Raw genomic sequence first — 23,766 nt, 5'->3', positions numbered from 1 at the left:
GTTGTTCCTCCCTTACTGTCCGTTTAACCATTTTTTAATTACTTTTGCAGTACCTTCTACATGTTCTTTCGTAGCATCCTGCACTTGTTCATCTAACGTTGGTTCTTTCGGTTCTTCTGGTTCAGGTTTTGGCTCTGGCACTATTTTTTCTTCAGGAATTTCCAAGATACTTTCATTACTTGCAGCAATTTCATCTTCTGCTAAGTATTCTTCATATTCCTCTTCTTCTTTCTTTCTCTTACGTCTTGCTAATAAGAACCATACTAGACCACCGATTGCTAATAAGCCAGCTGTAATTCCACCGAATAACCACCAGTTCATACCACTTTTTTCTGGCTCTTTCTCTTTTTCAGCTTTCGGCTGATCGAACTGAACAGTTACAACGTTAACTTGACCATTTATAAAGTTACCGTTCGGATCAGCTTGAAGTCCTGCCGCTGTTCCAATTGCTTCTTTAAAAGTTGTCATATCAATTCTTCGTTTTACTAACGTATCATTATCTACCCATACAACAACATTTGTTTTCGTTAATTCTGGGTGTTTCTTAATTGTTTCAACTGTTTTATCTATTTCATAGTTTTCGATTTTGTTGCCATTTTTATTATCGTAGACAACTTTACCATTTTGATTATTGTTCGTACCGTAGTTTGGCACTTCACCGTTCGCTGTAATACCAGCACCTTGCTTCGTATCTGCCCCTTCTTGCGCAGTAGAGCTTTCTTCTTGCTCTTGTTTACTACGAAGTACACCTTTATCACCATACTTCTCTGACTGACGTGTAACTTCATCGTAGTTTACAGATACTTTCGTATTCACTTTATATTCATTCGGTTTAAACATCGTCATTAACGTTGCATCAATATCTTGCTTTAATTTACCTTCAAGTTGGTGCTGCATCTCTACTTCTTTCTCATAAGAAGAGGAACTACTAGAATGTGCTTCATCTGCTCCTTTTGAGATAACACCTTTTTTACTATCAATAACACTTACTTCTTCTGCTTTCACACCAGGAACCGCTGCACTAATCATTTGCTGTATACCTGCAACTTGATCAGCCGTTAACAATTGTCCACGTTTCACTCCAACCGTAATCGCCGCTGTTCCTTTCGCTTTTTCTTCATCAAAAATCGTCTCTTTTTCAGGCAATGTAATTTGAACATTTGCCGTTTCAACTGTCGCAAAGTTTCTTACAATATCTTGTTCCAATTGCTTCTTCGTACCGACAATTTGCTTCATTTTTTTATCTTGTTCACTTGAACCGAGAGAGCTTTCTAATAAAATTTCTTCACCGCTTTTCGAATTAAACGGTAGGCCCATCCCATTCATTTCTTTTCGAACCCATGGAGCATCATTCTTTTGCACACGAATTGAACCATCGGCCGCTAATTGGTAATCGACACCTAACTTCGATAATTCTGCTGTAATCTCTTGTTTATCTGCATCATTTAAATTTTGATATACAACAACATATTTATCTGGCAAGGTGAAGTATAAAAGTGCTCCTGTTACAATCGCTAAAAGCGCAGCACCGATTACTAACTTATGCCACGTTTTTAACGATTGGATAACATTTTTCATCTTTTCCATTTAAACACACCCGTCCACTTTCCTAAATTTGCATATTAATTAGTGACTTATAATTTTCAATAAGATTATCACGTACGAGAGCAGCCGTTTTCATTTGAGACTCAGCTTTCTTTTGCTGAATTAAAACGTCATGTGTTTCTCCTACCCCTTTAGTTAGTAAATCATATACTGCTGTTTGTGCATTGTTTTGCGTTTGATTCATATCTTCCAATAAATCAATAAACTTTTTCTCCGGAGCTACCGATGTTTGAGAAGTTTTCGGTGCACCAATTGACTGAATTGCTCCAAATGGTTGTGTATGTAACATTGGTTGAATTTTCATATTACGATTTTCCCCCTTATCCTCGGCCGATTTCTAAATCTTTATCAAGCATTTTTTTATTCGCATTTAATACACTCGTATTCGCTTCATACATTTTTTGAGCAACCATTACATTCGTCATTTCAGCAGTTACATCAATATTTGGATAACGTACATATCCTTCTTCATTTGCGTGCGGATGCGTCGGATCATACACTAAATTTTCCGTTTTGTCTGCTTCAATACTTTTTATTTTTACTCCATTAGTAGGAGCCCCATCTAACATACTTGCAAAACTATTGTTTGATTCTAACACCACACTACGACGCTCATATAAATCTGCCCCCGGAGCCGCCGTCGTATTTGCATTTACAATATTGTTAGAAGTAACTTCCATCCACTTTCTCGCTGTCGTTAGCCCTGAGCCACTTGCATTAATTGCCTGAAACATCCGTTGTCTCTCCTTCTACTTTTAACGTCCGCGTGCCGCTTGGTTAATTGCATATTGTGTATTAATTGCGTTTATTGAAATACCGTATAACTGATTTGCTTTCATTAAATCTAGCATTTCTGTCGTTACATCCACACTATTTCCGTCTTTATTCCTTTGCATTGATTTTGTTTGAATCTTTGCATATGTATTTTTCGTATTTACTGTCGGTAAGTGCATTTCATTCGTTTGATATAAATCTGGATTGCTCTTTAAATCAGCCGCATTATTTTTATATAAGGCACTACTTTTATTCATCTGCTCAGCAAATGTTACATCTTGTGCTTTATAGCCAGGTGTATTCGCATTTGCAATATTACTAGAAACAGTATTTCGTTTCGTCACTAAATAATTCATATAATGGCTTACATCACTCACTAAATCTGGCATATTCCACACCCTTCCTTTTCTAACGTAATGATCCACTGATAGAAGTTTCACTTCATTATTTATTTTCTTATATGCGTTTATTAAAATATTTACTATTATGTACCCTTACATATTTTATTCCATTTTTTCATTGTTGTCTTTAGAAAAATACAAAAATATAAAAAAGAATACAAAAAACTGTATACACATAGTAATCTATAGAACATTTCAATATATAAACTACAAACTAAAGTCCATTTTTCTATTATTTAGATTACTATTATTTTTTCATCACAGTCATAAAATGAAACCTCAATCAGCGGAGTTCTTTATGTAAACGAAGGAATAGACCCCCTTTTAAAAGGGGAATCTGTTTCCAAACGTTATTATTAATATTTACCGTAAAATGAATTAGCCTTCATTCGCCCATCATTTGTCATAATCATTTCTTCCAAAATCTTTTGCTTATCCCGAATATGCTGAGCTGCCTTAATAATGAACGGGCTTACTTCTGCTGCAACTTGCGCACGCGTTTCTTCATCCAATGTCATCATCCAGCGATTTAACATCTCACTCTTCTCAGCAAACTCTCTGTCTGACACTTGCAATTCACCGATTTCATTAAAACAGCTGACAAACGTCCGATAAATATCATTGTTCATTTTCAAGTGCTCCGCGGTAACCGTCTATTAAATCTTGTAACACTTTCACAATTGCATCAATATCTTTCGCTTCACGAGTTACTTTCATCGTTTGAATTTGAATGCTAATCCAATCATATAAACCATAGAGACTATCATATAAATCTTTCGTAATTTCAGGATTTAATTGAAGTTTTAGTTCTTCAAAAATACGTTCTAATTTTTCAAGAAGTGCGTCCCCTTCTTGTAGTTTAAAAGTATGTAAAAGTTCTTCTAAATTACGAAACTCTACAATACATCTTTCATAAATAAAAATTGTATTTTTAATCGGATTACTCGTCATAATATCATTTTGCATATAACGTTGCCATGCTTGCATACGATCACTTCCTCAACTTTCATTAATCATCACTTTTTTGTTTTGTCATTGCTTTAATTGTTTTTAGTTGGCTATCAAGCGCCGCCAATGTACTCTCTAGCTTTTGATACTTCTTCACAATTTCATCTTGCTTTTGCAAGTTTTGCGTCTCAATATCTTTAATCTTTTTATCTAAATCACTTACACGTGAGTCAATGTTTTTAACTCTCTCGCCGACCACACCTTTATCACCGAATAGTTTATCAAGCGGTTCTTCCATCATTTTTCCTAAACCGTTAGAGCTAAAGAAAAATTGCTTCGCTGCATCGGGTTTTTCTTTTAATGCTTGTGTTAATTTTTCATCATTAACTTCCATCGTTCCATCTTGCTTTAATTGAATACCAAATGTGAATAAATAATTGCCATCTTGAGAAAATGTTACGACATTGTTCATTGCCTGACGTACACTTTGCATAATAGCTTGACCTTGGAAAGCTCCACCTTTTCCAGCAAAGATATCTACTGTAGAAACAGCTTTATTATAATCAGCTACCATTTTTTTAATAACATTCGATGCATCTGTTACGTTTGAATCACTTACTGTAAATTTCAGATCTATACCTTTTGCTTTTGGATCTGTTGTTGTACCAGCATCTGGCGCTCCTTCTACTTTTGGCTCAGTTACCTTTAACAACTCAATTTTCACACCAGGAAGAGCTTCAATTGTATTAGTAGAACCTTCCCCTTTGATACCATTAATAGTATACATAGCATTTTGTGCTTCATTGATTGTATTGAGCGCTGTGCCATCCGCCTTAGCTAAACCCATATCTTGAAATAGTGTAGATGTGTTCGCCTCAAACTTAATCTGTCCATCTGTTCCCTCTTTTTTCGAGGTCATGAAAATTTTATTTCCAAGTGTATAAGCTGATACGCCATAATCTCCATCATTAATCTTATTAATTAAATCTTTATATGTCATATCAGTTGTTACTTTTAGTTCTTTACCACCTAGTTTTAATGTTTCATCTTTAGGAAGCTTTGCATTTATATCTTTAATTTCATTTGAAGCTATTTGATGACGCTGTGCAAGCTGTGTAATCGTCATATTAAAAGTTCCTGCAATCGCACCACCATCAGCTTTTACATTAATATAACCGTCTTGTGTTGTCGTTACTTTTTTCTCATTTCCTTTAAAAGCCGCTAAGTTTTTAAAAGTTTGTGTAAAAGAACTAAATTCTGATTTTAAACTTGTATATAGTAGTTTATCATTTGTAAGGTCATTCTTTTCTTTCGTATATGGTGTTTTCCTCATATCTAAAGCATTCATTTCTAATTCGACGAAGTTAGAAGTATCGATCATATTATTTCCGAGGTTCCAAATTTGTTGTCTACCACCAATACCTGTCATCGTTGTTCCTGCCATTTTTCTCACTCCTTATAGATTACATGTAGTCTAAAATACTCGTTTTACTCATCGTACTAACCGCTTTAAGCGTCGCTTCATACGTTGCATTTATATATGCCAAGTCAGAAATTGCGACCGCTAAATCAACATCCTCAATTTCTTTACGGTTTTCTTGAAGCGCTAAATTTTGCTCACTTAAAATTGTTTTAAACGTCTCCATTGTGTTCATTGTTGAACCAACTTCAGTTGTACGGTTAATGATGCCATCTAAGTTTTTCTTATTTTCTCCTAATAACGGTTGTAACGCTTTTTGGTCACCTTTTTGCATCGCTTCGCTCATCTGTTTTAACGTTTTTATAACCGGGGATAATAATGCTTCTCCGTTACGAAATGCCTTTAATTCATAACCATCATTTAATTGCCAGTTCACATCATTTTTTCCGCCCTGGTACGTACCATCTTCTGTAAATGGTGACTTTTCTGCACTATCACCACCGAAAATATAACGACCTTGCTCTTTCGTATTCGCTAAATATACAACTTGTTTTAAAATTTGATCAATCTCTGCACCGATGGCTTTCAATTCTTTTTCACCATTTGGCTCATTTAATGCCTGTACCGTTAATTGATCTGCTCTCGTTAAAGATTTAAAAATACCTTGTAAAGTATTCTCAGTTTGTGTTAATACATTTTTTGAGTCAGCTAAATCTTTTTGCATTTGTTCAATATTCGCCAATGAATGTTGAATCGCAAATGATTTACTCGCTGCAAGTGGATCTTCACTCATAAGAAGATTTTTCTTTCCTGAAGTTACTTGGTTTCTATGGTATTGTTGTTGCACATTCAAATCCATTAACTGATTCTTTGCCCAGTTTGCATTTTGAAATGTAGATTCTCTCATTTCTATCTCCTCCTTATATATTTCCAATCAATTATTATCACTTATCGAATAATCGAAAATAGACTATCAAACACTTCATTCATCGTAGTAATAGCTTTAGAGTTTGCGACGAAATATTTTTGGAAGGCCATTAAATTTACCATTTCCTCTTCCATATTTACACCTTCAACGCTCATTTTTTCTTGTTGAATACCTTCTAGTAAGTCGCCATGAATTTTTTGATAACCATTTACTGCACTTTTATCAGATGCAACACGAACTATAAATTGGTCTAATGCTTGTTTATAAGAAAGCCCTTCTTTATAATCGTCATCTGTAACTGCTGCTAGTTTATTTGCTGTTTCAGCAGACATTTTCATTTTCGAAACATCTTTTTGGAATTCTGGATTTAACTTCATATCCTTCGCATAATCTCCAACGAAGAAATCTTTTCCCATCACTGTATTCACTTGATTTTTCATCGAACTCATTAAGTCTTCGAGATTTTTTTTATATTCAACAATCTTCGCTTTCGTATCAATCGCTGATTTTATCGCCCCGCTAGTTACAGAGATCTCTGAACCGTAAATCTCAACTGACATTGGGTCTTTTTCTTTATTTAATTGAAGTGGATATGTATCTTGTCCATTTACTGTTAAAATACCATTCATTCTAACACTCGCGATATTAGGATTCATAGATTCATAAGATACTTCGATGTTTGCATACTTAGACATCTCTGTAACGATGCGATCTCTTTCGTCTAAAAGTTGATTCGGCACTTGTGTACCTGCTTGTCCAATTTTATGATTCGCTTCTGCTAAACTAGCAGCAAGACGATTAAATTCATTAACATGCGCCTCAATATCTTCTGCTGTCTGTGCTTCCACTGTATCTAAGTTTTTCGCAAGACGATTCACTTGACTTGTGAACTTCCCAGTTTCAGAAATTAATGTATCGTAGTAGTTTGGTTGCTCTGGATTTTTTGCTACTTCACGAAAGGCATTAAAGAAACCGTCCATTAAACTAGATAATGAATTCTTTCCTGTCGTTCCAACCATAGACTCTACACGTGATAAAGTCGAATTCATGTAGTTATAGTAAGAGAGTTGAGATAATTGATCATTAAACTGCTTCGTCTTTACCTCATCAGTAATACGGTCAACACCTAGCGTTTGTACACCGTAACCAATTCTCTGTTCTGGCGTATGACCATTGCTTGCTCCAACAGATCCGTAATTCACCATTTGACGCACATAACCCGGTGTATGAATATTAGACAAGTTTTGTTTCGTTGTTTGTAACCCCATTTGAGCCGCTAACATGCCCGATAGCGGTGTATTATAATCAGATAATCTCATAAAGCTTCACTTCTCCTTTACAATAGTTCGTTCATAAAGATTTGCGAATTATTGTTTCGCTCTAAATTATATTCAGAAACAGAATCCACAATACTTTCTGTAGTTTTTAATAGTACGTTTAAGTAATATTGATTTTTCAAAAGAATCATTTTTACATTCTCTTCTAATTCAGTTACGTTTTTTTGTAATTCTTTCATTTTTTCAATTTCTTCTTGAGAAAAATACGAAAATAACGCACTTACACGAAACGATTCAACTCCTTGTTCTTTACAGAACTGAACAACCATTTCTTCAAATGAGCTTGATAACCCTTTTAAACCATCAATGTACTGCAATTGCTCTACTTGTAACTTTTGAACTGCATTTACATTTTTATTTTTTAAATTCTCATATATTTGCTCTCCAAGCGCTTGAATATTTTCATACGCTTTTTGTATAATAACAAGCTTTTCATATAATTGTATGTACATATAGCTTCCTTCCTTTTACAAGACTAAATTTACAATTAAGCCATGGATTTCTCCAATTTGATTTAACATTTCTAAATGTCCTGTTTTCGTGTTAATTAAATTCATAACATCTTCTAATTCATTCAATCCCATTTCTGCCTGTTTCACAATCGTCATTTTCTGTGAATATCCGTAACGTGGGTGACGAGACATGACATCTTTATACTGCAATACATTATCAACGTAGAAATTCAAAAATGATTTTACTGTATTTTTGTATTCCATTACATTATCAAGCGTTAATTCCATTTCAATTTTCTCTTTAATTTCTCCAATATTATCGACAAACGCTTCCATTTGTTCTAGTAATTTATCTTTTTTCGGATCTGCATGCAAATTATCCGAAAATGCAAGTCCTGTTCTGACATTTGCTTCTTTCGGCATTTGAGTAGCAGGCGGTATATGCGATAAAATTGGATTATGCGAGATAGAACGTAGCATATATATCACCTATTTATTTTTTTATTTCTTCCTAAACTTAATCGTAAAATCCAGTTATTTATAATTATACTCTGAACAGTAATATTTTGCAGTTATTTTTTATAAAAGATATGTTACAATTTAGCATGAGGTGGCACAATTCTATGAATATTTTCCTTTGTGGTTCAAATCAATTAACAGCATTAGATCAAGAAGAAATTAAAAAATTTTTAACTGACTATGCTCACAAACATAAAATTTACATATTATGTTATAAATCTATTGAAAATGAGGTTCTTCGTTTTTTCGTTGAGAATGAAAGACTCGCTCAAAATTTATGCCTTTACACGCTGCAACCATTGCAAGCAATTACAGATGAATTCCAAGAAGTCGTTGATTACTTAAAAAAACACGGAGCCGAATATGTTGCTTTTGATCATCCTTCTGACTCCATTTACCGATCAGATTATATGTTTTTTGTTAAACAAATTATTGAAGACACTGATTTAGTTCTCTGTTTTTATAATGGGGACAAACATACATCTGTCATCCCTGTCGATGTTGCAAAAGAAGCAGGTATTGATGCTGTCATTTATGATTTACCAGGATTACATGAAAAGCAAATGAAAAAAAGCTTTGAACAAAAAATTCGTATGATGTAAAGGGGGAGGCACAATATCATTATTGTGCCCATTGTAAATATGATAATTGAACAAGATTATGATCATTTTATCGCGAGTTTTAAACAACAATTCAATATGGATATCGCTTCATATAAACAAGATAGAATGCGCCGTAGAATCGATGCTTTCATTTCGAGAAAAGGCTTCGAAAACTACACTAATTTTTTAAACAAATTACGCGCTGATCAAAATTTATTTTTAAATTTTATTGACTATATTACAATTAACGTTTCAGAGTTTTTTAGAAATAAAGAACGATGGCAAACTTTAGAGTCGAAAGCACTACCAAAATTACTCGAACAAAATAGCGGAAAATTAAAGGTATGGAGTGCCGCTTGCGCTGCTGGTGAAGAACCGTATACACTCTCTTTAATTTTATCGAAGCATCTTGCTCCATTTCGTTTTGAAATTCAAGCAACAGATCTTGATTTTCATATTTTAGAAACCGCAAAACGCGGTCAATATACAGAACGTTCTTTAAAGGAATTACCTACTGATTTGAAAGAACGTCATTTCACAAAAGAGAATGATCTATATTCATTGCATCAAAACATTAAACAAAACGTCTCGTTTAAACAACATGACCTTTTAATGCAGTCATTCGATACAAATTATGATTTGATTATTTGTCGCAATGTAATGATATATTTCACAGAAGAAGCAAGAGTAAAACTTTACGAAAAATTTAGTCGTTCTTTACGAAAAGGCGGTGTACTATTTGTTGGTAGTACGGAACAAATTTTAACACCCGAGCGTTACAATCTTCAGCGATTTGATACATTCTTCTACGAAAAAATATAAAAGAGGTCGTCACAATGGAGTGACGACCTTTTTACATAACTCGAATTAAAATAATACCGACAATCCATATAAAGAGAAAAAGAAGCGTCATAGACCATTTATGTTCTTGCATCGTTTGTTTCAATGCCTGTGATAATTGTGTCATGTTCATTTCCGCAAGCGCTCTCCATACACTTACATCCCGATCTTTAGCAATGCGGTCTGTAACACTAATTAAAATTGTTTCGTTAGACAATTTCGTTATATAAGCAGTAATAACCGTTACCATCAAATTTATATTTCCTTCTGAAGAATCACTTTCCACTCTAGAGATAAGTGCACTCACATCTAGTAACGGAATATGTACTTTTCTACCAAATGATAGTTGTACTTCAGCGAAATCATATGTTCCATCTAACAAAGGAAGTTCTTTTATATGCGCCTGCTTAACAAGCCCTTGTAGGCTTCTAATTACTTGTTCAAATATTTTTTCTGTTTGCTTACCTTCTCCAGATAACGTATGTAACTTTTTAAAAAGTTGTAACACTGTATCCATCTCTTTAGAAAGCATTTCCTTCATAATCTTTCCATCACTTAAACTTGCAAGTAAAATGCCTATTTCATTATTTTTCGAAATAATTTTAGACTGTCCAGTAAACACTAAATTGCTACGCTTTCGTTCTTTCTGGATTTCATGCTCCGAAATAGCTGCAGGCTGTTTTAATGGTTGTAACGCCTTATCTTCAATTGTCGTACGTTTAATCTCCATTTAAGCGCCTCCACTACTATGAAATAATTAGCCCCATTCTTTATTACTCTTTAAAACTAAAAACAGTACGAATAAACCTGACATGATAGTAAACACATCAGAAGCTTGCACTCCCTGTTCACCTTTTTCTTCTTTCTTGTCTTTCGGTTCTTCTTTTTGTTCTTTCTTTTTAGAGGCAACTTGTTTGTTATTTTTCTCTTTTTGGTCCTTCGCCTTATGTACTTCCTTGTTGTCTTCGAACGGCTCTTTTATAACGTAAGTAAATTCCTCTTTCTCTTTCAACGGTTCTTTTATAAACTTATTTACTTTCTCATCTCGCTTCGGAATTTGAACAACTGGCAAATTTTCTTCTGGAACCGGGTTTTTGACTTTGGAATCTTCTTGCTTCTCATTTTCTTTCTTATCTTCTAATTCATTTTCTAGTTTATTATCTAATTTATCTTCTTTCTCTTCTATCTTTTTATCATCTTCATTTTTTGGCGCCAAAACAGAAATGGTATATTCACTTTCCTCAACAAGTTTATTACCTGCTGCATCTATTATCTCTACAAGTAATTCGTATGGCCCAGCCGGCAATGCTTCTGTTATTTCAAATACTTTTTGCCAATCCATATCATGCTTGTTGTAGTCTAATAAAAACGAAAGCTCTTTATTTTCTTTCCCTTTTAATGTAACGCGCACTTCTTTTACAACCGATTCTATATCTGATGCTTTTACTCGTATATGTATAGAATCTCCCTGTTTTCGTTCAACTAAGTTCTCTTTTACTTCATCAATAGTAACTTTCTGTAACTTTGGCAATTCTTTATCTATAGTTGGCGTTTCATTTTTAATACGAATGAGCGGGACTTTCACTTCATTTTTTATGAGCTCTTCTTTCTCATTCTCTTTGTAACTTTGAACGAGCTGAAGATTCCAATCACCTTGCAAATCAAAATCCCCTGCTTTATAGTTAGCAACCCAGCTCTTCGTTTCTTCATCATACTCAAAAGATAACATTCTTTCTTGCGCATATTGCTCCCCATTTTTTTGTAACTGCAATATCCCTTTCATACTTTGAATGTTTTTCCCATTTGGTTCTACAGCAATTCGCACCTCTTCGCCAACTTTAAGCTCCGGCTTATTTACTGTAATAATTCCCTGTTCTGTTTCTATCTTTCTTTCACTCAATTGTTTATTTACTACTTCTTGTTGTTCTGCTTCTTTTTGTTTCTCCTCTTTTTGTTTCTCTTCATCTTGTTTCGTTTCCACTTGTTCTGACGATTCTTGAGATTCCTTATTTTCTTCTTGTACATTCACTTCATTTATTTTTTGATCTGACTCAATTTGTTCCTCAGCCTGACTTTGCAAGGGGAAGAACAAGCATACATGTATGCTTAGCCAACTCATTAGAAAAAACTTTACGTTTTTCATCTACTAGTTCAAACTCCTATTTCAATGCCTTATAGTGATTTCGTCACTTTTACTCCGAAAAATCCATCTACATTTACAAGTTCACCATACGCCACTAATACATCATTTACATAAATACGAATTGGTTCATCAATATCCTCATCTAGCACAACTGCTTCATTTTCTTGTAAACTTAATATATCTTGAATCGTTTTCACTGTACTTCCAAATACAAATTTCACGTTCATTTCTACATTTTGTAGAATGGACGTGTCCATATATACTGGTTCCATTTGTTTTACTTCTTTAAATTCAATAGGTTGCACAACTGGTTCTACAATTTTTTCTTCTTCAATTTCTTCTGTGGCAATCTCTTCTTCTTCCACCATTGGATACAGAAGTCGCCTTACCATTTCTTTCGCTTCAGAAATTGGCAAAATTTGATACATTTTCGATTGAAGCAGATCACCAATTTCAAGATTGAACGTAATTTGAACGAGTTCGTCCACTTCCATTGACTCTCCCAAATACTCCATTTCTTCTTTTAACGTTACAAATTTAACATTTGGCGGCGTCATGTCCATTTTTTCTTGGAACATTTCTGACATCGCCGTAGCAGCATGACCCATCATTTGGTTCATAATTTCTTTAATACCGCTCAGTTCTAATTCAGTAAGCTCTTTTTCCGGATCAACTTCCCCTGTTCCCATCATCATTAAATCTACCATTGTTAAGGCGACATCTTTCGTAAATACGAATACATTCTCATTCTTTAGCCCTTCAACAAAGTCAACATTTAAAATAACAAATGGCACTGGTACTCCATCATAATGACGAACATTGATTGCTTCCACATTTGGTGTACTAATTGTAACTGGCTGATTTAAAAGCGTTGACAATACTGTTGAAGCGGAACCAATTGAAATATTTGCAATTTCACCAAGTACATCTTTCTCTTCTTGTGTTAAATGCTCTTTTTCAACTTGTTCTTCTACAATCTCAGTTTCCACTACTTCTGCTGGTTCGACTGTTTCTTCTACTTCACCAGATAATTGCATTAATTTATTTACCATTTGTTTCGCATGATCAACTGAAACAATTTGTACAAGTTTAGAGTTTACAAGATTATCTATCTTTAAATCAAACGACACTTTAACAATCGTATGATTCCCATCAATTTCAGAGATTTTCTCCATTTCTTCTGATAACTTTACAACTTTAATCGTCGGCGGAGACATATCTACTGTATCTTGGAAGAATTCCGACATAGATGTAGCTGCGAATCCCATCATTTGATTCATCGCTTCTTGTACAGCACTTAGCTCTAATTCACCAAGTTCTTTTCCGTCCTCGATTTCACCTGTTCCCATCATCATTAAATCAGCAATGGACAATGCAACATCTTGCTTAAGGACAAGAAGGTTTTCCATATCTAATCCTTTTGTAAAATGAATGTTTAATACAACATGTGGAACTTCGACATCTCTTGAATCATATAAATCTACCAACTCTATGCGAGGAGCAGTAATGCTTACTTGCCTATTTAAAATTGTTGATAATACAGTCGAAGCTGAACCAAATGATATATTTGCAATTTCGCCAAGAATATCGCATTCTTGAGGCGTTAAATGCTCATTTTCTTTTTCTAGCACAATCGTGCTCGTATCCCCTTTTGTGTGTTGCTCAGGCATTTTCCCTGCCTCCTCATTTCTGTTTTTCTATCAAATAATATAAACTCTTATTTTATTTTAGCAAACTCATTAGTATAAAACGTTACTATGTATCCCATTATTAGATTCGTAGCAATTAGCCAAAAAGCTCCCCAATTGTATACAAGTGGGGAGCTTTCCTTCATTCCTATTATAAACCTTCTGGGTTTAAAATGAGGACCACTCGTCCATCACCGAGAATCGTCGCACCAGAGAAATAGTTAGAACTCTCTGCAAAGAAGTCACCTAATGACTTTAAGACTATTTCTCTTTGACCGATAATTGTGTTTACAATAAGTCCATAGCTGCGATGTGTATTACGAACAATTAACACAGGAACCATTTGACCATCATATGACGCAAACGCCTCATCTACTGTTTTTTCACCAAATACAGTACTTAAATGTTTCACTTCAATAATTTGATTACGATAATTTAACACATCTTTCCCTTGTAAGGATTGGATGTCTTCTCTCTTAATTCGAATTGCTTCAACGATATTTCCAAGAGGTAAAGCATAACGCTTATCATTCGTTTGAACAAGCATAGATTGAATAATAGACAACGTTAATGGAAGTTCAATTCTAAATGTACTTCCCTTTCCTTCCTCAGAATCAATAATTAAATGTCCACCTAAACTATGAATCGTATGTTTTACAACATCTAATCCGACACCGCGTCCAGAAAGATCTGATACAACTTCAGCTGTACTAAATCCTGGTTGGAAAATAAGATCAAACACTTCACGATCTGTTAATCTATTCGCATCTGCTTCAGTTACAACGCCATTTTTAATCGCTTTTTCTAATACTTTCCCTTTATTAATACCGTTTCCATCATCCGTAATTTGAATAACGACATGATTTCCACTATGAAAGGCTTCTAATTTAATCGTACCTGTCTCATTTTTACCTGCATCACGTCGTTTTTCAACAGTTTCAACACCGTGATCGATTGCATTTCGAATTAAATGAACGAGCGGATCACCGATTTCATCAATAACAATTTTATCTACTTCAGTATCTTCACCTGTAATTTGTAAATCGATTTTTTTCCCTAAATCTTTCGCTAACATACGTACCATACGCGGGAAACGATTGAACACAGTTTCAATCGGCACCATACGCATATTTAATAGTACATTTTGAATATCTTTTGAAATATCGCCTAATCGATTTAAATGTTCAATTAGCTCCTTGTTTTGAATCGTTTGAGCCAATTCATCAATGCGCCCACGTTCAATTACACTTTCTTCAAACATATTCATTAATCTTTCGATTTTCTCTAATTGAACACGAATTGAACGATTCTCCACTTTAGCATTTTTCGTTTTTGTAGTACTTTTAGCTGGCATAGCACTTGAAGGTTGATTCGTTGCCTCTATTGGTGATTCTACCTGCGTAGCCACAGCTGGTTGTAGCTTTTCTTCTACTTGCACAACTTCTTGTGTAACGACTTTTTTAGAAGCTACTTCCTTCGATATAGGTTCTCCTTGCTTTACTTCCACTTTCTCAATTTCAGAAACATGAAGTACTACTTGTTTCAATTCTTCTATACTACAATCCGTATCCATAAATACTGTAAATTCAAATCCGAAAGCATCTGCTTCAATTTCTTCAATACTCGGAGCTGTTTTTTGTATATTCCCTACATTTTGCAATGCTTCAATACACATAATGGCACGTACTGCTTTTAAAATCGCTTGCTGTTCAACTGTTATATGCACTTCATGCGAAACTGCATCATCGTTGTCTATATGATTTTGCTCTATATGTTCCGTAGGAGTTTCTACATTGCCGTTCAATAACGCTTCTAATTTCTGTTTAGTTGAGGCTACATCAATATTGCCCATTCCACCTTGTTGCACATCTGCAACCATCTTCTCCAAATTATCAATGCACTCAAAAATCACATCAATAATATCCGCATTTACAACTATATTTCCATGACGAATTTCATCTAACACATTTTCCATCTTATGCGTTAAATCAGCCATCTCCGTAAATTCCATACTCGCAGACATACCTTTGAATGTATGAGCGGAGCGGAATATTTCTCCCACAACATCCATATCAGCAGGATTTTGCTCTAACACTAGCACATTTTCATTTAGCGACTGTAAATGTTCTTCTGACTCTTCGAAAAATATATTTAATAGATCTGTTTGCATTTTTATCCCCTACCTGTCTAACAAACATTTCATTTATGTATAACAATTTAGTGTTTTATAATGAGAAAAAAGGGGGCCACACGTCGATCTGCTATCACTGTTTTGATTCCTTGTGGCACCCCTTCTATATTAACTATTTGCTACTTTTGTTAAAGCTTCAATTACACGATCGGCTTGGAATGGCTTTACAATAAAGTCTTTTGCCCCGCCCTTAATTGCATCTAATACCATACCTTGTTGTCCCATTGCAGAACAAATAACAACCTTTGCACTTGAATCAATTTTAATAATTTCTTTTAATGCTTCAAGCCCGTCCATTTCTGGCATAGTAATATCTAATGTTACAATATCAGGTTGAAGTTCTTTATACTTTTGAATCGCTTCTACCCCATTCTCTGCTTCGCCGATAACTTCAAAGTCAGCATTACTTTTTAATAAGTTTTTAATCATCGTTCGCATAAACATCGCATCGTCTACTACTAAAATTTTATGTGCCATTCTTTTTAATTCTCTCCTTCTATGTATAAATATATCTTAATATTTCACCTTATCATTCTCACTCATTATACAAAATAAAATGATAAAATTTAATATTTTTTTAAAAGAATTTTCGTATTTTTATTATTTTATTATTAAAATAATAATATACTACTCTTTTATATAAATAACAACGCGACGGTTTTTTTCCCAGTTTTGCGGTGAATCATTTGGTACAATTGGCTTTGTGTCTGCATATCCTACCGCAGCTAGCCTTTTATCATCCACATTATACACTTCAATTAAATGGTGAATCATATTTGCCGCTCGTGCTGAAGATAACTCCCAATTAGAAGGGAATTTCTCGTTATGAATAGGTCTACTATCTGTATGTCCCTCTACAACAATTGGGTTAGGTACGGATTGAAAAAATCCAACTAATTGACTTATTATCCCTTTCGCTTCGGGCTTAACGTTTGCATCGCCTGTATCAAATATTAAATTATCTACTATAACGACGCTTACCCCTGTATCCTCCCGATATACATTCACTTGACTAATACCGTTATTATCTACATAAGCTTTTAACTTCTTATATAATTCATCCATTCTCTTTTTTGAGATCATTTTTTCATCATTTTTTTCATGTGAAATATCTGGTATTGTATTTTCCATTACTTTTGCATCTACTTGCCCCGTATCACTAAACTTTTCAAGCATCTTTGACAATTTTACTGCATCTTGCTTTGATGTAGCAACTAGTAATACAAAGAAAGTTAATAATAACATCGTTAAATCTGTAAAAGTCGTCATCCAACGAGGCGATCCCTTTTGCGGTCCTTTACTCATCATACCACTCCTTGAAATATTAGGCTGCTCCTTTTACCTTTTTTACCTTTGTTTCGTATACGTATGTATCCAGTTTCAACTTTAATTTAGAAGGGATTTGTCCACGATACAATTCTGAAATTGCTTCTATTACAAACTTCTTCTCTGTATATAAATCTTCAATACCACGATATACTTTTTCCGCAAGAGGGATTGCAATCATATTCGCAAGTACAGACCCATATAATGTCGTTAACATCGCAACTGCCATCCCTGTACCAATTTGCGATGTATCTTGTAAGTTTTGGAGCATAATGATAAGACCAATTAAAGTCCCTATCATGCCCCAAGCTGGAGCAAAATCACCAATTTTATCTAATAATGCTGCTCCTTTTCTTAACTCATACACTTCCGTTTCAATATCTTTCAATAACACTTCTTTTAATTCATCTTCATCGTAACCGCTTAACATTAATCGAATTCCTTTTTGAATAAAAGGATTATCCACTTGCTCTCCATCTACCTCTAAAGAAAGCAAGCCGTGCTTTTTAGACTTTTTCGAAAAATCGACAAACAAATCCGTTAACTGTTCTAAATCTTCTTCTCTTCTATGTAAAACAGTAAAAATGCTTTTCGTATATTTTTTTATTTCTCCAAATCGATATGCCACAACAATTGTCGCTGTTGTTCCCCCTATGACAATTAAAATAGATGAAACATCTAAAAAGTTTTTGAAAGCTTTTATTCCACCGCCGCCAAGCATAATTGCCGCTATCACTATAATGAAACCTACTATAATGCCCACTGGGCTAGAAATATCAAACTTCCTTTTTCTTCTTTGTGGTCTAGCTAATACTTGATTTTTCTCTCCCATATTTCTGCCCTTTCCTTTCCATTTTTATATAACATTTTTTTATTTTAATAATACGTTTTCACATATAACATTTATTATACGCTTATCATCTGTTTATCGCAATATACTCATGAAATTGACACATTTCATTTCTATATTAGAATTATGGTATGAATAAGTGAGGAGGATCACGATGGAACACAACATTTTACAAGTCATTGCATTAGCAGAAAAACTAAAATATGAAATGCGACATAGCTGGCTTTCCAACGGACGTCAAGAAAGTGTTGCCGAACATACATGGCGCATGTCTCTAATGGCCATTTTAGTTGAACCTTATTTGGATCAAAAAGTAAATATTGAGAAATTACTTAAAATGGTTATTATTCACGATCTAGTCGAAGCCGAAGCTGGTGATATCCCTGCATTTGATACAATGAATAGTCATGACTTACAGCGACAAAAACAAAAAAATGAACTAGAAGCTATTTTAAATATTAAACAAACATTAACAGGTTCTCTCGGTGAGGAATTATATGACTTATGGATGGAGTTTGAAGCGAAAGAAACGTACGAAGCAAAAGTTGCTAATGCACTCGATAAACTTGAGGTGAAAATCCAGCATAACGAAGCTGATATTGATACGTGGCTACCAATTGAACATAAAATGACATTCCAAGTAGCAAAGCATACAAACTTTGATTCTTTCCTATCTAAATTACAAAAAATCATTGAACAAGATGGAGAAAAGAAGTTAATTGCTGCCGGCATTGATGTTGAGGCATGCAAGCAATAATGAAATAAGACACTCAACAAGAGTGTCTTATTTCATTATTGTTGATATAGCCTGCTTATAAATAAGCTGTTGTTTTCCATCCACTAAGATTAAAACTGTAAATTTATCCACTCCAACAACTTCTCCTATTATTCTAACGCCACTCTTTAAGAAAATTGTAACTGTACCTTTTTCTTCTTTTATTTGTTTATACAATTCTTCCTGTAAATGTTCCAATTACTGTCCTCTCCTTTCTGTGAAACATCTTAATATAAAAAACTATAAATTTTTTATTTATGCACTTTGTCTTTTATGTTCATAAACTTATTAATAAGTATATCTAAATCACGACTAAATAACAAAACTTTATCATGATCCAATCCGTGTCTCGCAACAAGTTGAATTAACTCTTTCTTTTTGTTTTCTATTTTATTTTTTAATTGTCCCATCTCCATCTCTATACTAAAACTCCCTTTTCCCATAATATTACTTGTAAAATTATAGTACATATTCTCTCATAAAAAAATAAGAAAATGGTTTTTTTTACAATTTTTTATTTTTTATGCCTAAATTATGAATTACGTAAAGGTTTATTTACAAATCACTAACATGCAATCCTAATGAATCTACAGGCATTTGTCTAATTATAAATGAGACTGGCTCGTTTTCTATACAAAAAACATACTGTATATAGTAGTCCATGAACCATATAGATTAACTTATTAAAAAGGAGGAAAACATATGAGTTATGGTGGAAGTTGCGCTGGTTTCGGCGGTGGATTTGCTTTGCTTATCGTACTATTCATCCTTCTAATCATCATCGGATGTAGCTGTTGGGGTGGCGGCGGATACGGATATTAATATATCCTATCCTTGAAAAATGAACTAAAAACTATAGAAAAACAGCTCAAATATGAGCTGTTTTTTTTCATACTTTCGTATGAATTTATATCCCTCTTATTTGCGATTTCAACTAACAAAATATCGTTTAATATGGAGGAAGAAACATTTTACTAAGGAGGATTACAATGATTAAAGGTCTTTACGAAGCACAATTACCTGTTGGACTTCCTACAGAGGAGAAAGTGCATGTAAGCGAATGGAAAAAACAAGTTCAAGCATCATCAATACATAAGGATTAATCTATTTATGTCAGTTTCTTATTCCACACTTCTTAAAACAAATAAAAACTTCAATAAACTATTTTATGGGCAAACATTAAGTGTACTTGGGGATTGGTTCCATACGGTAGCTTTATTAACATTTGTCTACAGCATAACGGAATCGCCGTTTATGATCGCACTTACTTTTATAAGTAAAAGTTTACCACAGCTTCTTCTTAGTCCATTCATAGGCGGAATTGTAGATCGTTTCTCTAAAAAGAATATTATGATTTTTACCGATATTACACGGGGAATTCTAGTCCTTACATACTTACTCGCAGGCTATAAAATTGAGATTATTTTCATTGCTAATATATGTTTATCTTTACTTTCTTGTTTATTTGAACCGGCTAAACAAGCAACCCTAAAAAATATCGTACACCAAAACCATTTCGTAACTGCTAACTCTCTTTCTAGTACAATTACTGGTTTTATGTCTATTATAGGTGCTTCTTTGGGCGGGATACTTACACAATCTTTACATATTGAGTTCGCTTTTTTAGTAAATAGCCTATCATACTTTATTTCAGCCTATTTTATTTATAACATGAGTATTCCTGCTCATGATACTTGTAACAAGAACAAAGCATTTTTCACTGATATAAAAGGTGGTTATACATACATATTACAAACAAAAATCATTTTAACATTAATTCTTGTCGGCATTTCATGGGGCATTATTGGAGGCGCTTATCAACTACTTCTAACGATCTATGCCGAAAAAATTTTCCATACGAACATTGGGATTTTATATACGGTTCAAGGGGCTGGGCTTATGATAGGAAGCCTTCTCGTTAATCTTTATATATCCCATAATAAAGAAAAAATGAAAAAAGTATTCGGTTGGGCCTACTTATTACAAGGAATTTTCTTTCTCGGATTCATTCTATCCGATCAACTTATTATCGGTATCATTACTTTATTCTGTATGCGTATAGCAGGAGGAATCATCGTTCCACTTGATACGACATTACTTCAAACTTACACACACGAAAATATGATAGGTAAAGTTTTTTCATTCCATTATTCTATTTACGGATCTCTTATTCAGTTATCGATGTTTTTTACAGGAGGGCTGTTAGAAATTCTTTCTCCTCAAATGATTGGCAGTTTATTAGCTACATGCTGTATTTTTGTAAGTTTTATATGGCTGTTCTTGTTTTATCGCGGGGATCTCAGTGAATAATTTAATGATAATCAATGAATTTTGATTCCATTCATTATTTGTTTCCCCATAATAAAATTGTTTCAAAATGTAAGTCGGATTTTTTAGTTAAAGAGCCTTATATGGCAATACTATTTGAGAAAAAACTAGATATTTATGTTAAAATACAAATGAGTTTGTGAAATATTGCACTTAAATAATAGACTTTAACTAGTTAAACTTGATTAAATAGGAGGGCTGTTTTGAGTATCACATTCATTTTCGTATGTATTATATTAGTGGCTTCTATTCTGCAAGCAAGTACAGGTTTTGGCTTTTCCATAATGGCAACCCCTTTCTTACTTATGTTATTTCTACCACAAGAAGCTATACAAATAAACATTATTTTATCTTTAATTATTTCCATTTCACTCATTTGGAAAATAAGAATGGACGTTGATTTTGTTCTACTGAAAAGGTTTATTTTTGGAAGTATAGTTGGTGTTCCTTTTGGCATTTTAATTTTCATTTCCGTTAACATAAACACTTTTAAATTAGCAGTTAGCATCCTACTCTTACTATTAACATTGTTGCTAATATGCAACGTTAAGGTTAGATCAACACAATCTAGAGATTTCATAGTTGGTGGATTATCTGGTCTTTTAACGACAAGTATCGGTATGCCCGGTCCACCCCTGTTACTTTATTTTACAGGGACTGATACTGAAAAAGAGAAGTTAAGAGCAACTACATTAGCTTTTTATTTGTTTATATATTTCATTAGCCTAGTAACTCAAATACTCTTTACTGGCACAAACAAAACCATTTGGGAATCAAGTTTTTATGCCATTCCAATTGTATTTTTAGGTTTGTTTATAGGTCAAATTATTTTTAAATGGCTTAATCAACGGATTTTTAAAATATTTACGTACATTCTTTTAAGTTGTACAGGGGGTTATCTTTTTATTGAAAGTTTGAACTTGTTATAGAAGATGCTTTAGATTGTGCCATAACAGATATGTTCAAACAAAATTATTGCTGTATTTTCCGGCAGGGTATTCCATATCAAAACTTAAATAACTTTATTGACAGTTTACAATTAGCAATAATCTTTCTTTCATAAGATAAACATTTCAAATCAAATACTAAATAAAACGATAAAAAGCGGCTATTATGCTGCTTTTACTTACTATTGGCATTTCATTCTCATTTTCTATCACTTTTGTAAAAAATTATTAATTTTTATTTCTATGTATATGATAACAAACAAAATACCTAAGTTCAGAAAGAATAAACAACTTTCTGGCCTTAGGTATTTCTCCTTCCCAAAAAGACAAACCTACATCACAGGTTTGCCTCTTTACTCACTTCTTATTTAATCCTTTTTCACTTAAGAACTCTTTCATATGCATTCTTTTTTCTTTAGACATAAATGAACTCATTGATTCCGTCCATGTTACGTTTTTTTGATTTGATGATCTTTCTTTATAATACGCGCTCATCGTTTCGTCGTATTCGTTTAATAATTCATCATATTTCTTTTCATCATATCCATTTTCATGAAGGATAGCTGTTACTGGTAAACGTGGTTTCACTCCATGATCTTCATCTGGTACACCGACTGTCATTCCGAATACAGGATATACTTTATCTGGTAAATGAAGCAATTCACTCACTTCTCTTGGGTTATTACGAATACCACCAATGTAACAAATACCGTATCCTAACGATTCTGCTGCTAGCGCTAAGTTTTGCGCAAAAAGTGAAGCATCTACTGTCGCAACGATAAAATCTTCTACTCCTTCATGCTTTATCTCGGTACCATGTTTTTCACATGCCATTTCAAGTCGTTTTAAATCTGCACAACAAACAAAGAATGCTGCACAGTCTTTCACGTGACGATTTCCGGATAGCTCTGCTAGTTTAATCTTTAGGTCTTGATCTGTTACATATATAACAGAATAAGCCTGTACAAAATGCGAGGACGCAGCATGCTGCGCAGCTTGCACCATTCTTTCTACTACATCTTTCGGAATAGGTTCTTCTTTATATTTACGAACTGAAACGTGTTGCTCCATTTTATGTATCATCTCATTCATGAAAATCACTCCTTTTTCTCTTCCTAATGAAAAATTAACATATCTTTTTCAATATTCACAACTTATAAGCACAAAAAGAGCAATTCTTTTTGAATTGCTCTTTTTAAAACGTTTATTAATACGGTAAATGAAATTATACCGACAGATTTACATCATATTATTTCTTATCTTATTACGCCGTTTTCAAAACTTTAATACCTTTTACGATATTCCAAATGAAGTAGTAAATTCCTACAAGAATGAACACTGCATATGTGATCATCATTCCAATTCCAGCACCGTCAGATTGATTGAATCCTAAACCGAATATTCCTGATATCGCTAATCCTCCGAATAAAATTGCGTACGGGAAAATATGTGACCAAAATGCTTTTTTCGCGTGGTATTTCACTTCATCTTCCGCAACGAAGTACACGATAATTGGTAGTAAAAATGGTGCAAAAAAAGATACTAAAGTAACATAGTGAAGATAGTATATTATTTCCTTTCATCCGACTCACCTCTAAATAGTTTTTGTTATCTTCATTATGTCAGGAATCCATTCTAGAAACTATCGCTTTACCTTTCATTAAGATGACATGTTTGTAAGATTTCCCTCAA

The 23,766-nt window shown here is 33.7% G+C and carries 27 protein-coding genes and 1 pseudogene; 6 read left to right on the top strand and 22 right to left on the bottom strand.

Translation table 11 applies throughout. The annotated features are described in order from the left end of the window. Nucleotides 1–12: 12 nt before the first annotated feature. The 11 genes from AC3WVZ_RS07105 to AC3WVZ_RS07055 form a co-directional block, all read right to left on the bottom strand. The gene (locus AC3WVZ_RS07105; RefSeq protein WP_000413931.1) at nt 13–1,587 is read right to left on the bottom strand and encodes a flagellar M-ring protein FliF C-terminal domain-containing protein; all 1,575 of its coding nucleotides are present in this window, start codon (nt 1,585–1,587) and stop codon (nt 13–15) included. 22 nt (nt 1,588–1,609) lie between these two features. Beyond that, nucleotides 1,610–1,909: a flagellar hook-basal body complex protein FliE gene (gene fliE / locus AC3WVZ_RS07100; protein WP_000701670.1), complete on the bottom strand. Its 300-nt coding sequence runs from the start codon at nt 1,907–1,909 to the stop codon at nt 1,610–1,612. A 16-nt stretch (nt 1,910–1,925) separates the two neighbouring features. Then, nucleotides 1,926–2,339 (bottom strand): flagellar basal body rod protein FlgC, encoded by a 414-nt coding sequence (gene flgC / locus AC3WVZ_RS07095; protein ID WP_000484680.1) that lies wholly within the window; start codon nt 2,337–2,339, stop codon nt 1,926–1,928. A gap of 21 nt (nt 2,340–2,360) precedes the next feature. Then, nucleotides 2,361–2,819: a flagellar basal body rod protein FlgB gene (gene flgB, locus AC3WVZ_RS07090; protein WP_373687790.1), complete on the bottom strand. Its 459-nt coding sequence runs from the start codon at nt 2,817–2,819 to the stop codon at nt 2,361–2,363. A 317-nt stretch (nt 2,820–3,136) separates the two neighbouring features. After that, the gene (locus AC3WVZ_RS07085) at nt 3,137–3,409 is read right to left on the bottom strand and encodes a hypothetical protein (protein ID WP_001058088.1); all 273 of its coding nucleotides are present in this window, start codon (nt 3,407–3,409) and stop codon (nt 3,137–3,139) included. After that, complete coding sequence (locus AC3WVZ_RS07080) at nt 3,399–3,767, bottom strand: flagellar export chaperone FliS (protein WP_001149516.1); 369 nt, start codon at nt 3,765–3,767, stop codon at nt 3,399–3,401. Before AC3WVZ_RS07080 ends, AC3WVZ_RS07085 begins: the two co-directional genes overlap by 11 nt. A 22-nt stretch (nt 3,768–3,789) precedes the next feature. Beyond that, nucleotides 3,790–5,172, bottom strand: a complete 1,383-nt coding sequence (locus AC3WVZ_RS07075; protein ID WP_059303962.1) for a flagellar hook-associated protein 2 — start codon at nt 5,170–5,172, stop codon at nt 3,790–3,792. Between the two features lie 19 nt (nt 5,173–5,191). Continuing rightward, complete coding sequence (locus tag AC3WVZ_RS07070; protein ID WP_233936219.1) at nt 5,192–6,055, bottom strand: flagellar hook-associated protein 3; 864 nt, start codon at nt 6,053–6,055, stop codon at nt 5,192–5,194. Between the two features lie 41 nt (nt 6,056–6,096). Beyond that, the gene (gene flgK / locus AC3WVZ_RS07065) at nt 6,097–7,395 is read right to left on the bottom strand and encodes a flagellar hook-associated protein FlgK (RefSeq protein WP_001239715.1); all 1,299 of its coding nucleotides are present in this window, start codon (nt 7,393–7,395) and stop codon (nt 6,097–6,099) included. 17 nt (nt 7,396–7,412) lie between these two features. Next, nucleotides 7,413–7,865 carry a hypothetical protein gene (locus tag AC3WVZ_RS07060; protein WP_000275879.1) on the bottom strand — a complete coding sequence of 151 codons (453 nt, stop codon included), beginning with the start codon at nt 7,863–7,865 and terminating at the stop codon, nt 7,413–7,415. Nucleotides 7,866–7,880: 15 nt separating this feature from the next. After that, nucleotides 7,881–8,345 carry a YaaR family protein gene (locus AC3WVZ_RS07055; protein ID WP_000946323.1) on the bottom strand — a complete coding sequence of 155 codons (465 nt, stop codon included), beginning with the start codon at nt 8,343–8,345 and terminating at the stop codon, nt 7,881–7,883. A 143-nt stretch (nt 8,346–8,488) separates the two neighbouring features. Here AC3WVZ_RS07055 and AC3WVZ_RS07050 point away from each other — a divergent pair, with 143 nt between their 5' ends. Next, nucleotides 8,489–8,986 (top strand): flagellar motor switch protein FliG, encoded by a 498-nt coding sequence (locus AC3WVZ_RS07050; RefSeq protein ID WP_001020110.1) that lies wholly within the window; start codon nt 8,489–8,491, stop codon nt 8,984–8,986. Between the two features lie 39 nt (nt 8,987–9,025). Further along, the gene (gene cheR / locus AC3WVZ_RS07045; RefSeq protein ID WP_000582879.1) at nt 9,026–9,808 is read left to right on the top strand and encodes a protein-glutamate O-methyltransferase CheR; all 783 of its coding nucleotides are present in this window, start codon (nt 9,026–9,028) and stop codon (nt 9,806–9,808) included. A 31-nt stretch (nt 9,809–9,839) separates the two neighbouring features. Here cheR and AC3WVZ_RS07040 read toward each other — a convergent pair whose 3' ends face one another. The 7 genes from AC3WVZ_RS07040 to AC3WVZ_RS07010 form a co-directional block, all read right to left on the bottom strand. Continuing rightward, a complete protein-coding gene (locus tag AC3WVZ_RS07040; protein WP_000403950.1) occupies nt 9,840–10,556 on the bottom strand; it encodes a hypothetical protein in 717 nt (238 codons plus the stop codon). A 27-nt stretch (nt 10,557–10,583) separates the two neighbouring features. Further along, entirely contained in the window at nt 10,584–11,969 is a 1,386-nt protein-coding gene (locus AC3WVZ_RS07035) for a hypothetical protein (RefSeq protein WP_000800113.1), read from the bottom strand. Between the two features lie 29 nt (nt 11,970–11,998). After that, nucleotides 11,999–13,639: a flagellar motor switch protein gene (locus tag AC3WVZ_RS07030; protein WP_001115001.1), complete on the bottom strand. Its 1,641-nt coding sequence runs from the start codon at nt 13,637–13,639 to the stop codon at nt 11,999–12,001. Between the two features lie 169 nt (nt 13,640–13,808). After that, complete coding sequence (locus tag AC3WVZ_RS07025; protein ID WP_001192608.1) at nt 13,809–15,827, bottom strand: chemotaxis protein CheA; 2,019 nt, start codon at nt 15,825–15,827, stop codon at nt 13,809–13,811. 129 nt (nt 15,828–15,956) lie between these two features. After that, the gene (locus AC3WVZ_RS07020) at nt 15,957–16,325 is read right to left on the bottom strand and encodes a response regulator (protein WP_000940565.1); all 369 of its coding nucleotides are present in this window, start codon (nt 16,323–16,325) and stop codon (nt 15,957–15,959) included. Between the two features lie 150 nt (nt 16,326–16,475). Further along, complete coding sequence (locus AC3WVZ_RS07015) at nt 16,476–17,153, bottom strand: OmpA family protein (protein ID WP_000033627.1); 678 nt, start codon at nt 17,151–17,153, stop codon at nt 16,476–16,478. A gap of 19 nt (nt 17,154–17,172) precedes the next feature. Beyond that, entirely contained in the window at nt 17,173–18,006 is an 834-nt protein-coding gene (locus AC3WVZ_RS07010) for a flagellar motor protein MotP (RefSeq protein WP_000504191.1), read from the bottom strand. 172 nt (nt 18,007–18,178) lie between these two features. On the opposite strand from AC3WVZ_RS07010, the gene AC3WVZ_RS07005 reads away from it, so the two are divergent. Then, a complete protein-coding gene (locus tag AC3WVZ_RS07005) occupies nt 18,179–18,781 on the top strand; it encodes an HD domain-containing protein (protein ID WP_065212107.1) in 603 nt (200 codons plus the stop codon). Nucleotides 18,782–18,808: 27 nt separating this feature from the next. Here AC3WVZ_RS07005 and hfq read toward each other — a convergent pair whose 3' ends face one another. Together hfq and AC3WVZ_RS06995 are read right to left on the bottom strand one after the other, a co-directional pair. Next, the gene (gene hfq / locus AC3WVZ_RS07000; protein WP_000400664.1) at nt 18,809–18,997 is read right to left on the bottom strand and encodes an RNA chaperone Hfq; all 189 of its coding nucleotides are present in this window, start codon (nt 18,995–18,997) and stop codon (nt 18,809–18,811) included. A gap of 53 nt (nt 18,998–19,050) precedes the next feature. Then, complete coding sequence (locus tag AC3WVZ_RS06995) at nt 19,051–19,269, bottom strand: aspartyl-phosphate phosphatase Spo0E family protein (protein WP_000291688.1); 219 nt, start codon at nt 19,267–19,269, stop codon at nt 19,051–19,053. Nucleotides 19,270–19,501: 232 nt separating this feature from the next. Between AC3WVZ_RS06995 and AC3WVZ_RS06990 the strand changes: the two genes are divergently transcribed. The 3 genes from AC3WVZ_RS06990 (at nt 19,502) to AC3WVZ_RS06980 (ending at nt 22,056) form a co-directional block, all read left to right on the top strand. Then, nucleotides 19,502–19,621, top strand: coding sequence for a YjcZ family sporulation protein (locus AC3WVZ_RS06990; RefSeq protein WP_000120179.1), 120 nt, complete (start codon nt 19,502–19,504; stop codon nt 19,619–19,621). Between the two features lie 288 nt (nt 19,622–19,909). After that, on the top strand, nt 19,910–21,109 hold the full coding sequence (locus AC3WVZ_RS06985) for an MFS transporter (RefSeq protein ID WP_000117058.1): 1,200 nt from the start codon (nt 19,910–19,912) through the stop codon (nt 21,107–21,109). Nucleotides 21,110–21,330: 221 nt separating this feature from the next. Further along, nucleotides 21,331–22,056 carry a sulfite exporter TauE/SafE family protein gene (locus tag AC3WVZ_RS06980; RefSeq protein ID WP_233936218.1) on the top strand — a complete coding sequence of 242 codons (726 nt, stop codon included), beginning with the start codon at nt 21,331–21,333 and terminating at the stop codon, nt 22,054–22,056. Between the two features lie 375 nt (nt 22,057–22,431). On the opposite strand, the gene nfsA is transcribed toward AC3WVZ_RS06980, so the two are convergent. Further along, the gene (nfsA, locus tag AC3WVZ_RS06975) at nt 22,432–23,166 is read right to left on the bottom strand and encodes an oxygen-insensitive NADPH nitroreductase (RefSeq protein ID WP_001004527.1); all 735 of its coding nucleotides are present in this window, start codon (nt 23,164–23,166) and stop codon (nt 22,432–22,434) included. 172 nt (nt 23,167–23,338) lie between these two features. Beyond that, nucleotides 23,339–23,657: pseudogene (locus AC3WVZ_RS06970) on the bottom strand (magnetosome magnetite crystal formation protein family). Nucleotides 23,658–23,766 lie beyond the last annotated feature (109 nt).

The organism is Bacillus sp. CPT56D-587-MTF, assembly GCF_058792335.1.
The sequence above is the reverse complement of the archived record's forward strand: the minus strand, read 5'-3'. Positions and strand labels throughout refer to the sequence as shown.